We start from the raw sequence: 13,496 nt of genomic DNA on the forward strand, positions 1-13,496 counted from the left end.
GTTGTCGGGTGGATTTGCGGGCATAAAAAAACCGGAAGCCTTGGCTTCCGGTTTTTTGTTGCCGGCCCTAGGGGGCTTAGCGGTTGAAGCGCTCCACCAGCGAGTACTGGGTGTGTGCGGTGCGGGTCAGCGCTTCGCTGAGCTCGGCCGAATGCTGGGCCTGCTCCGAAGTCTGGTCCGCCAGTTGCGCGATGGTGCTGATGTTGCGGCTGATCTCTTCGGCCACCGAGCTTTGCTCTTCGGTGGCGGCAGCGATCTGGGTGGTCATGTCGGTGATGTTGGCCACCGCTTCGCTGATGCCCACCAGTGCCTGGTCGGCTTCCAGCACCCGGGCCACGCCTTCTTCGGCCTGACGATGACCGGCGTCCATGGTCTGCACGGCGGTGGCGGCTGTCTGCTGCAGCTTGGCGATCAGGGTATGGATCTGCCCGGTGGACTCACTGGTGCGCTGTGCCAACTGACGCACCTCGTCGGCCACCACGGCAAAGCCGCGGCCCATTTCACCGGCGCGGGCGGCTTCGATGGCTGCGTTCAGGGCCAGCAGGTTGGTCTGGTCGGCAATGCCTTTGATCACGTCGACAACGCCGCCGATTTCGTCACTGTCCTTGGCCAGTTGGGTTACTGTCAGCCCGGTTTCGCCCACCACCACCGACAGGCGCTGGATGGCTTCGCGGGTTTCCCCGGCGATATCGCGGCCACGGCCGGTCAGGCGATTGGCTTCCTGGGTTGCGTCGGCGGTGCGTTGCACGTGGCTGGCCACTTCCTGGGTGGTGGCGGCCATCTGGTTGACCGCGGTGGCCACCTGTTCGGTCTCGACCCGTTGGCGCTCCAGGCCGCTGGAGCTGTTGTGGGCCAGGGTGTCGGACTGGCGGGCCTGCTCGTTGAGGTGCTCGGCCGTGTCCTGCAGGCGGGTCAGGCAGGTCTTCAGGCGCGCTTCCTGGCTCAGGATCGACATCTCCAGGCGGGCTTGGGCGCCGCGGCTGTCGGTGTACATCTGAGCGATCAGCGGGTCGGAGGTGGTCTGCTCGGCCAGGCGCAACAGGCGCTTGAGGCCGCGCTGCTGCCAGCTCAGGCCCAGCAGGCCCAGGGGCACCGAGAGCGCGGCGGCCAGGGCGAAGCCCCAGTGGGAGTTGAGCCAGGCACCGATCATGAAGCTCAGCTGGCTGACCAGGATGAACGGCAGCCAGTCCTGCAGCACCGGCAGCCACTTGTCACGCTTGGGAATGGCCGACTTGCCAGAGTTGATGCGCTGGTAGAGGGCTTCGGCGCGGCGCACCTGTTCGGCGGTGGGCTTGACCCGGACCGACTCGTAACCTACCACCTGGCTGCCTTCGAAAACCGGTGTCACATAGGCGTTGACCCAGTAGTGGTCGCCGGTCTTGCAGCGGTTCTTGACGATGCCCATCCATGGCAAGCCTTGTTTCAAGGTGCCCCACATGTGCGCGAACACCGCCGCCGGCACATCAGGGTGACGTACCAGGTTGTGCGGTGCGCGAACCAGTTCTTCACGGGAGAACCCACTGATCTCGACAAAGGCGTCGTTGCAGTAGGTGATCACTCCTTTGGCGTCGGTGGTGGAGATCAATCGTTGCTGAGCGGGGAAGGTACGTTCGCGCTGGGTAACGGGTTGGTTATTACGCATGAGTTTTCAATCCGCAAGGCTTTCATCGGTTATCGGCAGGTTTCCGGAATAGTTGAAGGAAATTTCTCTAAATGTCCGGTGACGGTTTGCAAGCTTTTTGTACGTCGTAATATCCCGATGCGTGCGAAATCCGAGAGAAAAGTAATAAAGATCAATGACACGATTTGTAAGGCGGTGTGTCTTAATCTTCAATGAAGTGAGCCGTTGTGAATGGTAGGTCAGTTTTTATCCATCTGAATACGGGTAGCTGCGCGGGTATAGATCCGGCTTTTCCTAGACAAAAATTACCATCCAGTGAAGAATATGCCCCTATTTTTGTAAGAAAAGTGATTTGCTTTTCTTCATGTCCAGCATTTTCTCGGTTAGGTTTGTCTAGGGTCAGCTAGGCTCTAAGTCGCCTCCTTCGAGCCCGCAGTATTTATGTTGGTGAGTTTTTGGCCTGATAAATGATGTGATATTTAGTAAAGGAGTACAGCGTGACACTCGTTCCAGTCATTATTTGTGGCGGTTCAGGCAGCCGTCTATGGCCTGTTTCACGTACTGCTCATCCCAAGCCGTTTATCGAATTGCCCGATGGTGGCAATTTGATTCGAAAAACATACAGTCGCGCCTTGGCGTTAAATGACGTAACAGAAGTATTGACGATCACAAACCGTGATCTCTACTTCAAAACCCTTGATGAATATGTTGCCACTGCGCCGAACTACACCAACTTGGGTTTCGTACTCGAGCCTTTTGGCCGCAACACCGCTGCTGCGGTCGCATTAGCGGCGCAGGAAGTGGCCCGAACTCACGGCCCTGACGCGATTATGCTGGTGTTGCCGGCGGACCACCTGATCGACAATCAGGCGGCGTTCGCTGCAGCAGTCGAGTCTGCATCGCAGCAGGCCCGGGACGGCTGGCTGGTGACTTTTGGGGTGAAGCCCGAATATCCGGAAACTGGCTACGGGTACATTCAAAAAGATACCGACGCGTCATTAGTCAACGGCTTCAAGGTCAAGCGTTTCGTCGAAAAACCAGATTTGGATACTGCGAAAGACTACCTGGCGTCCGGTGAGTATTACTGGAACTCCGGGATGTTCTGTTTCCGTGCGGGCACACTTATTGAAGAAATGGCGCTCTGTGCGCCGGATGTCGCCAGCGCCGTAGATCTGTGCCTTGCTGGTTCCGGTGTGATGCAAGGCAGCAGCCATCGCAGCCTGCATCTGGAGCCGGAAAGCTTTGCCAAAGTACCGGACATTTCCCTCGATTTCGCACTGATGGAACGCTCAAACAAAGTGGCGACCATACCTTGTGATATTGGCTGGAGTGACATTGGCTCTTGGAAGGCCATGAGTGAACTCTCGCCAGCGGACGAGCAAGGCAACCGTATCGAAGGCGAAGCCATCCTTCATGCCTCCACCAACAACTACGTGCGCAGCCAGCGTCGACTGGCCGCGTTAGTCGGGGTTGAAAACCTGATCATTGTCGATACGCCGGATGCTTTGTTGGTCGCGCACAAAGACCATGCCCAAGACATCAAGGTAATCACTGCGCAGTTGAAGAAAAACGGTCATTGCTCGCACTTGGACCACACTACGGTGCAGCGTCCCTGGGGGGCTTACACTACCTTGGAAGAGGGCACTCGCTTCAAGATCAAGCGCATTGTCGTAAAACCTCAAGGCTCGTTGTCGCTCCAAATGCATCACCATCGCAGTGAGCACTGGATTGTGGTCAGTGGTATGGCATTGGTCGTTAACGACCAACAACGGTTCTTGCTCAATACCAATGAGTCCACGTATATACGTGCTGGGCACACGCATCGTCTGCAAAACCCGGGGATGATTGACTTGGTATTAATTGAGGTGCAGTGCGGCGATTACCTAGGGGAAGATGATATTGTCAGGTTCGAGGATAGCTACGGTCGAGCTGAAGGCAGTAGGTAATCCGCTAATCATTAGCCCGAGTCAAATCGGGCTGGTGTTTCATTGCGTGTTCAGCAGGTCCTGATAGACCTCGATGTGGGCTCGTGTCATTTGCTCCCCCGTGAATAGAAGGTTGTAACGACTCTGCGCCTTTTCGCCCATTACCAATGCTTCTTGCGGGTTGTCCCAAAGGTGTTGCATCGCTTGGCGAAGCGCTGTCGGGTGCTCTGGTGGGACTACCAGCCCGGTTTCGCCGGCAATGTTGATGTACGTAGTGCCTGTACCAATCTCGCACGAGATCATCGGCTTTCCATACATTGCCCCCTCCAGTAGTGACACTCCGAACGCTTCGGAACGAAGGTGCGAGGGGAATACGATGGCTGTTGAAAGTTGAATTAGCGCGACTTTGTCTGCTTCTGGAAGACGGCCCAAAAAGTGGACGTTTTGAAGCCCCATAGTTTTTGCTTGCGCCATGAGTTCTTGTTTCTTTGGTCCATCTCCTACGATGACCATAGGGTATCCAGTGCCTTGGAGAGCTTCCATCAATGTGTGAAGCCCTTTGTAGTAGCGCAATACGCCAACAAACAGGAAGAACCGCTCGCTCATTTCTTCCGCCCAGCGTGTCGTTAGAGCAGTGGAGGGGATTGGGTAGCTTTCCTTGTTGAGACCTATAGGAATAATTGTGGTTTTGTCATGAAATGCAGAAAGCTCAGCACTTGATTCCAGGTAGTTGGGGGATGAGACAATGATCCGGTTGACGCTACGCAGAAATATATTTTGGAGTGGGCGGTAGAGCTTTAAGAGAAATTTCTGGTTGATGATGTCAGAGTGGTATGAAACAACGCTGGGTTTTCCGGTACAACTGGCAAAGTGGATCAAGTCCATGAATGGCCATGGAAAATGGTAATGAATGATATCCGCATTCCGCGCAAGTTCTTTAAACTTCGAATAAACCTCTAACGAAAAGCCTGTTGAGGCAATATTAAGGTTTTCTTTAACGCGATGAACCCGATAACCGTTCATTTCTATTGTGGCTGGAATTGGGTTGGGGGACAGCGTAAGGACTTCGCAGGTCGCCCCCATACGATGAGACTGCTGACAAATTTGATCAATCACTTGCTCTATGCCGCCCATGGTGTCAGGAAGGGCGGTTTTAAAAAAATGCAGAATGCGCATGGTAACTTCCGGCTATGGAAAGATGGATTTGAGCCAGACGGCGTAGGGCTGAAAAAGCCACCACTTTAAGGGAACGCTACCGTGATACTTACGCACCACCGCCATAGCTTCCTGATAATGGCGGCGGCGCAAAGTTTTTGTTTTGGTCGCTTCATGTTCTCGATTGACCGCTACAAACGCGTCGATATATTTGAGAGGGCCAACTATTTTGAAGAGTCGCCACCAAAGATCGTAGTCCATAGCCATATGCAAGGTGGGGTTCACGCCGCCAATATTCAGCCATGCGGATCGTCGAATCAGCGTCGCTGGTTGGGAAATAATGCAGCGAAGCGCTAGCCTGCGCTCGCTGAACGGCTCAACCCAAACCGGTTTGCGTTTTCCGGTATTTTGAATAACGTTCCAGCATTTCCCATAAACGGCTGAGGCCTCAGGTGCTGTTTCAATGGCACTGATCAGTCGTTTTAGTCCGTCCGGCTCGAACCAGTCATCGCTATTCAGCCAGCAGACATACGGTGCTTTACCTTGAAGGATACCTTCGTTGATAGCAGCTGCTTGGCCTTTATCTGGATAGCTGCGCCAACCAGCTAGCTTGTGTTCCCATTTACGGATGATTTCCACCGAGTTATCGGTGGAACCACCATCCAGAACAAACACCTCCACAGGGATATTTTGTTCAAATATGGACCTTAAGGCGTCGTCGAGATAACGCCCTTGATTGAAGGAGGGGACTGTAATCGTAACCAAGGGTTGATGCATTCAGTGGCGATCCAGACGGCTGAGAAAATCTTGGTAGGTCAATGCTATACCTTCACGCAGTTGCGTTTTGGCAGCCCATCCCAAGTTCTTTAGGCGATTGATGTCGAGTAGTTTACGGGGTGTACCGTCAGGCTGGCTCTGGTCGTATACGATCTGCCCGTTATACCCGACCACCTCCATAATTAACTCTGCTAGTTCGCGGATGGATAGATCACTGCCCATTCCAACATTGAATAGTCCGCTGTCAACGTTGGATTCCATCAAGTGTAGACAAGCATCGGCCATGTCTTCGACGAAAAGGAACTCGCGCTTTGGCTTTCCCGAACCCCAAACTATTAACTCTGATGCGCCGCTAATTTTTGCTTCATGGGCTTTGCTAATCAGTGCCGGCAGCACATGACAGTTTTCCAGGTTGTAGCTGTCATTGGGGCCATAAAGATTTGACGGCATAACGGCTATGAACTTTGCACCGTATTCGCGGTGGTAGTTCTCGCACATCTTTACACCCATGATCTTGGCGAGGGCGTAAGGTTCATTGGTTTGTTCCAGCGGTCCGGTTAACAGGTGGTCTTCGTGGATCGGCTGGGGGCAGTCCCGCGGGTATATGCAACTGGAGCCCAAAAAAAGAAGTCGTTCGACGCCATGTTTCCAAGCGCTGTGAATTACGTTCGCCTCTATCATCAGGTTTTGATATATAAATTCAGCTCTAAAGTTGTTGTTGGCTTTGATTCCGCCTACCTTGCCGGCTGCTAAGTACACAATCTCAGGTTTTTCTGTTGCGAAAAAAGCATCGACAGCAGCCTGTTGAGTCAAATCAAGTTCAGCATGCGAACGGGTGACGAAATTGCTGAATCCAGCGGCGGATAGCCGCCGCTGGATCGCAGAGCCAGCCATACCGGCATGGCCTGCGATGTATATTTTGGCGCGTTTATCCACCTAACTATTACTCGTGGTAATCGTAAACGGAGTAGCCGTGCTTTTTTACCAACTCATCACGGGTCGCTGACTTGAGGTCCTCGGTCATCATTTCATTGACCAGATCCTCAAAGGTGATTTTAGGCGTCCATCCCAGTTTCTGCTTCGCTTTGGTTGGGTCGCCCAGCAATGTTTCCACCTCGGTTGGACGGAAGTACCGCGGATCCACGGAAACTATGCATTTACCGGTTGCGTCGTAGCCTTTCTCATCGACGCCCTGACCTTTCCAGGTAATGTCGATTTCGGCGTGTTTCGCTGCCGCGTTGACGAAGTCGCGAACGCTGTATTGCTTGCCGGTTGCAATAACGAAGTCTTCCGGAGTTTCTTGCTGCAGCATCAGCCATTGCATCTCGACGTAGTCTTTCGCATGGCCCCAGTCGCGCAGTGCATCAAGGTTGCCCAGATACAGACAGTCTTGCAGGCCCAGCTTGATGCGTGCGAGTGCACGGGTAATCTTGCGAGTGACGAAGGTCTCGCCGCGCACCGGGCTTTCGTGGTTGAAGAGAATGCCGTTACAGGCATAGATACCGTACGCTTCCCGGTAGTTGACGGTAATCCAGTATGCGTACAGCTTTGCTACTGCGTAAGGGGAGCGTGGCTAGAAAGGTGTGGTCTCCTTCTGTGGAGTTTCCTGCACCAAGCCGTACAGTTCGGAGGTTGAAGCCTGATAGAAGCGGGTCTTCTTCTCGAGCCCCAGGATCCTGATCGCCTCAAGGATACGCAAGGCACCCAACGCGTCCGAGTTGGCAGTGTACTCTGGCTCTTCGAACGAGACCGCAACGTGGGACTGCGCAGCCAGGTTATAGATTTCGTCGGGTTGTATTTGTTTGATGATGCGGATCAGGCCGGTCGAATCGGTCATGTCGCCATAGTGCAGGACCAAGCGACGATCTGACTCATGGGGGTCTTGGTAAAGGTGATCGATACGGTCGGTATTGAAGGAGGATGCCCGGCGCTTTATACCGTGCACTTCGTAACCTTTTTCGAGAAGCAACTCGGCCAGGTAGGATCCGTCTTGACCTGTTACTCCAGTAATAAGCGCAACTTTTTTCATATGCTTCTCTTAACGTATTTGATTCAAAAAATCTTCTTTAGGTACGTAAGCGGGTAGATAGTTCCGCATGATCAATTTGCTCGATCCGGGCCCAAATCACGATCGTCTATACTGCCTCAATGGGGCTGAATTCTCAATGTATCCTGGTAGCTTGTGACTTCTACGGTGTATGGGCAGGCGGCTTTAATTGCTTGTGGCTGAAAATCACGGCGAAGTTGGACATTTATCGCCAGAAAATCAGACATCTCCCTCATACCGCCACTGGAAATGCATTGGTTTTTTGAGAGCTCGTTATTGCCGAAGTACAAATTTTTTGATCCAGAACGAATCACTTAATCCTCTCGATCGAGTTTGCCTGGCTTGATAGTCCTAATCGAAGAGTGGCACTTTGCCTCTTTTGCCTAGGGAGCATGTCTTGAAGCTGGCAGTGAGAGGGATGTGACGTTGAGTGACGCTATCGCAGCGACGCTTGGCAAGCACCAGCGTAGTATCACTCTGCAATATTCCTCGTTATCGATTAGGCACGAGGTTTCTCTTCGAAAGAAGAGTATAGGTAAACTGATCTGGCGAGTATCACAGACAGGTTTGTGATGGTTACGAAAAAAAAGCAAAAGTTTTGCTAGATTGTTCACGCGGTTGAAATATTAAAGTGCATTGATTCGAGTCATCAGAAGCGTTGCCGTGAACTGTCCTTGCTATCGTTTATATATAGCGACAACAAATATAGGCGTATATACGCAAGTATGCCAAGATTTCTGTATTTAGTCTCTGCAGGCCCTGATCGAGAAGCTACACCTCCGATGCTGCCCCGCCACTGAGGCCCATTCCTTTGCCGCAGGTGCAAATTTAAAATGGTTGCCAGCTTTCGTCAGGCATAAGCCAGAAAGCATCATCAATCGCTGAAAATACTGGATGGGAGTCAAATGCTTCTTTTGGATTCAGAGCAGTCAAATTGCCTTTGGCGATGTCTTCGCGTACGAAGAAAGCATTGAAGCAGCAGGTTCCCACTGCGCAGAGTTCGTAGCCCTTTGGCTTCAGAAGGGTCGTCCAGGCGGTCAGGCTTGCTGCCCCTGATTGCTGCCATCTACGGTTGAATTGCTCTCGGTCACGCTGGACGACGCTGTGCCGTTCGCGAAAGCGCTTTTCAAACTCTACGACAATTACGCGAGGTCTGATGTCACGCAGGTTTTCCATGACTGCGAAGTCACCGCCATCGATGTCGATGATGAAGAGGTCGGGTTCCGGTTCCGGGTTGTTTGCCATAAGCAGGCCGTTGATATTTTCCGGGCTAATGGCTTGCTGAACGATCTTCGGCGAGTAGTATTCGGTTTCGCCCTCTCGAGTCCAATGGTAATGCCGCGTCGAAGCTGTGCGCGCGAAAAAGTAACGCATTCTGCTGCACTCAGTTGCATCGAGTTCAAAAATTGTTCCATGCCAGCCATGATTGACCAGCAAATTTGTCGACAGGTTTTCCGGAATCCCCACATCAGAATCGCTGCAGTTGCTGCCAATTTCGATGACATAGCGATTGGTGCAGCCAATATGTGTGAATAAGCGCAACAAGATTCCGTCTTCATCATTTTGCGAAAACGCACGAAACCCGCTTTCCACCAAGTCTGAAGGCTCAAGCACTCTTGGGGAGTTATGTTTCCACGTATGCATCAAGTGCTTTTGTTGGGCTGCGTCAGCATTGCTGACGAAATTGCGACGTAGTAGGGGGTTAAAACTTCCTACGTCCTCAGTCGAAAGGCCTTTGTTCAGAAGAATCGTTTCAAAGTGAATCTGACGCTCGCTCAAAGCCTTCAATTCTTGCAGGGCTTCTGCGAGCTGTTGGGACAGTGTATTGAGATCAGACATTTTGTTTTTCTTCCAATAAATCCACTGAGACAACCGGGTGCATATTGAAAATCCCGCCATAGAACGCTGCCAGCGGCGATTCTGTAACCTGCAGCTGTTCAACGTCATGCATTAGCAAGCTGTACTCTTCAAATTCGCTTCTAGAGAAACCTTTATTTGCAACACCCACCGAAAATGAATATTGACCCGCCTTTAGATTCAGATTGAGGTTGAATCTTACGAGGACCTGGGCGCCTTCTTCGCATGGCGCTTCGGGCATTTGCAAGGCAAAAGTGCTGGTCTCAAATATCGAGCGTCCCAAACGGTCCCTGACTATAAGGCCATAGGCAGGGCGCTCGAAGTCCTTGTTCAGTTTAACCACGTATCGAACGGTTAACTGAGTTTCGCTTTCAATGTGGGTGACAGGCTGGTTTTCGGCGTTCAGGAGGGCGAAGTCGATAAGTTCGGCGTCGCCGTTGGTCGTGATGGTTGTAGCTTTTGTCCACGCCTTGGGGCGCTCAATCGCTTCGAGGCTCTCAGTTGCAGGAGCAATGCTCTGATCGATAGATACCTCGCCGCTACTCATGTCGGTTTTTTTGGCGACCAACCCTTGATACAAATCGATCACGTCTCGAGGTGCACCAAAACTGAGTGTTCGGCCATGGCTCAGTAGCAAAGCCTTGTTGCAAATGTGTTTGACCGTGTTGGCATCATGGGACACGAACAGTAACGTCCCCCCGCGTGCGCGAAAGCTTTCCAGGCGTTGGAAACACTTTTGCTGAAAGTAGGCATCGCCTACCGCCAACGCCTCATCAATAATCAAAATGTCGGGCTCGAACGCCGTCGAAACGGCGAAGGCGACACGCATTTGCATGCCACTGGAATACGATGAAACGGCTTGTTCGAAGTGCTCGCCAATATCAGCAAACGCCTCTATGTCGGGTATTTTTGCTTCGATTTCACGACGGCTGAAGCCCAGTAGTGCTCCGTTCATATAAACATTTTCGCGGCCGCTGAACTCAGGATTGAAGCCTGACCCCAGTTCAAGTAAAGCAGCTACACGACCGTTGATGCTCACCTTACCTGTAGTGGGGGTGAGGGTGCCGGTGATGATTTGCAAGAGAGTGCTTTTACCGCTGCCGTTCAGTCCGACGATTGCACAGGACTCGCCTTTGCGAACTTCAAGGAAAATTTCGCGAAGAGCCCAGAATTCCTTGAAGTAGTTACGACTTGGCCTGCGGAGCAGGCGACGCAACCTCGGGTAAACGAATTGCTTGAGTTGATCACGAGGGTGTTCGAATATTTCGAATCGCTTGGAAACGGCTTCCACACGAATTGCGAATTCATTAGAGGACATTCGCGAATCCTTTTCTGGTCTTCTGGAACCAGCCATATCCCGCCCAAGCAAAGCTCAAGGCCACAACAGCATAAACTGCCAGGCCAGCGAAGTTAGGCATTGAACCACTGATTAGTATCGCTCGGGCTTGCTCGATAATGAAGGTGAGGGGATTGAGCATCAGCCAAGGTTGGATTTCGACGGGTAGAGCGGAAATGGGGTAAAAAACCGGAGAGGCGAACAGCAGCAAGGTCATAAGCAGACCAATGGGGTGGGCGACATCGCGTAAATACACCCCAAGCGATGCAAGTATCCAGGCCAGGCCTAAAGACAGCACGATCAGCGGTGCTATCACCAGTGGCAGAAAAACGACTGTCCAGGGGATGGTGCCGTGAACCAGAAGTTGTGCGACCAACAATACGCCAATACTGACCAACGCGTGGAAGAAGGAGGTGCCCATGGCAATGATAGGGAGAATCTCCAGAGGGAAGACCACCTTCTTTACGTAACTTACGTTGCTCAAAATTAGCGTGGGGGCCCGAGTCAATGTCTCGGCAAACAAGCTGTGAACGATCATTCCGGTGAATAGCAGAATCGCAAACTCACCTTTGCTGCCAGGCTCGCCAGTTCCCCAGCGAGCCTTGAACACGACTGAAAAGACCAGCGTGTAAATCACCAGCAACAGTATCGGGTTCGCGAATGACCACAGAATACCCATCATCGAACCTTTGTATCGTCCGATGACATCCCGTTTGGTCATTTGCTGGATCAGGTGCCAGTTTGACCAAACGCTTTTGATCAGTGACAACAGCGAGACGGGGGCGGGTGAGTGCGGGTTCATCTCAGTTTCCGCTTCAGTATTTCAAAGCGAGCCCTGAAGCCTTGGGTCTTGATCGCCTGGATCTGAGCCTTGACCCATGCCTTGTTAAGGAACAGCCGGGCGATGTGCTGCCGCGGCGACTCTACGACGACAGGGGCGGGTACTTCAGGCATGTAGAACCCTGCCGAAACCTTAAGTACTCCAGGATTGAAATCCTTGATTAGTTCGGTTTCGGCGGCCTCATCCCAAGTTCTTTCGGGGAACGACTGACGGATATCCAATGTGACGGTAGCAGGCAGCAGGTGCTTGATTTTACCGCTGATCATTGCCGCCAGTGGCCGCCCGTCAAGATAATGGAGTGCGATACCCAGGTCGGCAGGGAGCGACGCAGTCCTGAAAATGAAGCGGCCATATCCGGGTGGGCCGGCAGCGTCCACATGACCAAAGTCGATCAACTCGTGAACGGTATGCACGGGCGAGTGACCATCGTCCATGATCACCGCGGTTGCCGCGCAGTTCACTTGATCGTCGCGTTGCAAGGCGCCAGCTAGAACGGTCAGGTGGTTGAAGAACAGCTTTTCATTCGGTGCGACAAATATGATCGCGTCGGATTCCGCTGCGTCGTTTACCAGTTCCTGAAGAATTTCTCCTAGCGGACGTTTGCTCTTGATTCCAGGATGAATGCCGTACCTGTAGGCTTCAACTTCCTTTATCTGAATCGGGATAGGCGAGGCGCTGAGGATTCTTGAAATTTCCGGTTTCAGGCTGCCAGCGATTACCTTATCGATGACCAGCGTGGCGGTGAAGTTTCTGTAATCCTGATGGCGGACACTTTCGACGTGTGCTTTCAGAGCCGCAGTAGAGTACTCGGGCATCAAGAGGTTTAGGCTGATATGTGTTTTTTCGCCTTCGGTCCCAAGATGTCGTGTGACTAATTGTTGCTTGCGCTCCTTCAAGCCACTGTACAGTTCCTTCAAGCTGCCGATCAGCGAGTAATGGCCGTTGAAGATAGCCTGTGCCTTTTTGATCTTGGCCATGGCCTCTTCGGGATTGCTTTTTATCCAGCTGAGGTGGGCTGTGATATCGCCGTAGATCTGCTCCATCGGAGACCGGCTGTCGATATAAAGAAGTGAATCGCCAAAGAATTTTTGCGCGAAAGGATTCTCGTCGCAGATGACAAGGGTGCCAGCAGCAATGGTTTCGAACAGACGGTTCGACATCATTTCCGAGTCGCGGTGGGCCTGGGAGGACAGTACCAGTGCCGCCCCCGCTTTGGCGATCTCGTTGATCATGGAGTTTCCGTCGAACGGAATCTCTCGAACGTAGCTCTGATAACCTTCCCAGACACGTACGCCCTGAAAAATAGTTGGGCCGTAGATTTTCAGCAGACCGGTAGGGTCGAGTCGCTTGAGCACTTCCTGCTGGCGCGATTGACGACTGCTGACGATCGCTTCCCAGTTAATACCGGCGTAGAACAGTTTGCCGTCACCCAACGAAGGTTCATGTACGATCTGGGGGGTGGAGTGGTACAGCTTGAAGTGTGCGGGTAAGTGCGTCGTAGCGCCACGTACCATTCGGGCCACATGGTCATCGGCGGCAATGGAGCTGCAACTGAGGAAGTCATCGTGCGTGGTCAGGTTGCGCGAGCAACGTTGATAGCCCCACTCATGGTAGAACTTCAGCGGGTTCCAGAGTGCGACAAAGGAAAATGCGTCGTAGCGCTTTGGGGTGTCGTAGTGGAGGTGAATCACAAAATCGACATTCGCCTTGGACGCTTTTATGTCCGGAGCGGAGACGAAGCCGCCATCGGCGAGGATTTCAACGCATTCAACCCCAATGGCTTTGGCTGCCAGCTTCAGACGTGCGATGCACTCATCTTCTGCGGTTTTAATACCTGGCCAAAGTTTTACAACTCCGAAGCGACCAAATAAACCCTCGGGCAGAGGGAAATCATTGTTCATTACATTGGATCCAAATGTAGGAAATTAAAAGATGAC

The 13,496-nt window shown here is 52.4% G+C and carries 9 protein-coding genes and 1 pseudogene; 1 reads left to right on the forward strand and 9 read right to left on the reverse strand.

The genetic code is table 11. The annotated features are described in order from the left end of the window. Nucleotides 1-76: 76 nt before the first annotated feature. Nucleotides 77-1,642 carry a PAS domain-containing methyl-accepting chemotaxis protein gene (locus A9971_RS02330; protein WP_011060247.1) on the reverse strand — a complete coding sequence of 522 codons (1,566 nt, stop codon included), beginning with the start codon at nucleotides 1,640-1,642 and terminating at the stop codon, nucleotides 77-79. Between the two features lie 476 nt (nucleotides 1,643-2,118). On the opposite strand from A9971_RS02330, the gene A9971_RS02335 reads away from it, so the two are divergent. Beyond that, nucleotides 2,119-3,567: a mannose-1-phosphate guanylyltransferase/mannose-6-phosphate isomerase gene (locus A9971_RS02335; protein WP_015634788.1), complete on the forward strand. Its 1,449-nt coding sequence runs from the start codon at nucleotides 2,119-2,121 to the stop codon at nucleotides 3,565-3,567. A gap of 39 nt (nucleotides 3,568-3,606) precedes the next feature. On the opposite strand, the gene A9971_RS02340 is transcribed toward A9971_RS02335, so the two are convergent. The 8 genes and pseudogenes from A9971_RS02340 to A9971_RS02375 all read right to left on the reverse strand — a co-directional run bounded on the left by A9971_RS02340 (nucleotide 3,607) and on the right by A9971_RS02375 (nucleotide 13,460). Continuing rightward, entirely contained in the window at nucleotides 3,607-4,722 is a 1,116-nt protein-coding gene (locus A9971_RS02340) for a glycosyltransferase family 4 protein (protein WP_015634789.1), read from the reverse strand. Nucleotides 4,723-4,734: 12 nt separating this feature from the next. Then, the gene (locus A9971_RS02345) at nucleotides 4,735-5,478 is read right to left on the reverse strand and encodes a glycosyltransferase family 2 protein (protein WP_041752054.1); all 744 of its coding nucleotides are present in this window, start codon (nucleotides 5,476-5,478) and stop codon (nucleotides 4,735-4,737) included. Continuing rightward, nucleotides 5,479-6,414 (reverse strand): GDP-L-fucose synthase, encoded by a 936-nt coding sequence (locus A9971_RS02350; protein WP_041752055.1) that lies wholly within the window; start codon nucleotides 6,412-6,414, stop codon nucleotides 5,479-5,481. A gap of 7 nt (nucleotides 6,415-6,421) precedes the next feature. Then, nucleotides 6,422-7,507: pseudogene (gene gmd / locus A9971_RS02355) on the reverse strand (GDP-mannose 4,6-dehydratase). 846 nt (nucleotides 7,508-8,353) lie between these two features. Then, nucleotides 8,354-9,364, reverse strand: coding sequence for an FkbM family methyltransferase (locus A9971_RS02360; RefSeq protein ID WP_015634793.1), 1,011 nt, complete (start codon nucleotides 9,362-9,364; stop codon nucleotides 8,354-8,356). Next, nucleotides 9,357-10,700, reverse strand: coding sequence for an ABC transporter ATP-binding protein (locus tag A9971_RS02365; protein WP_015634794.1), 1,344 nt, complete (start codon nucleotides 10,698-10,700; stop codon nucleotides 9,357-9,359). Before A9971_RS02365 ends, A9971_RS02360 begins: the two co-directional genes overlap by 8 nt. Further along, complete coding sequence (locus tag A9971_RS02370; protein WP_041752056.1) at nucleotides 10,690-11,520, reverse strand: ABC transporter permease; 831 nt, start codon at nucleotides 11,518-11,520, stop codon at nucleotides 10,690-10,692. The genes A9971_RS02365 and A9971_RS02370 overlap by 11 nt, the downstream gene beginning before the upstream one ends. Continuing rightward, nucleotides 11,517-13,460: a glycosyltransferase gene (locus tag A9971_RS02375; RefSeq protein ID WP_015634795.1), complete on the reverse strand. Its 1,944-nt coding sequence runs from the start codon at nucleotides 13,458-13,460 to the stop codon at nucleotides 11,517-11,519. The genes A9971_RS02370 and A9971_RS02375 overlap by 4 nt, the downstream gene beginning before the upstream one ends. Between the last annotated feature and the right edge of the window lie 36 nt (nucleotides 13,461-13,496).

Source organism: Pseudomonas sp. UME65, from assembly GCF_014170225.1.
Taxonomy (GTDB): Bacteria; Pseudomonadota; Gammaproteobacteria; order Pseudomonadales; family Pseudomonadaceae; genus Aquipseudomonas; species Aquipseudomonas protegens.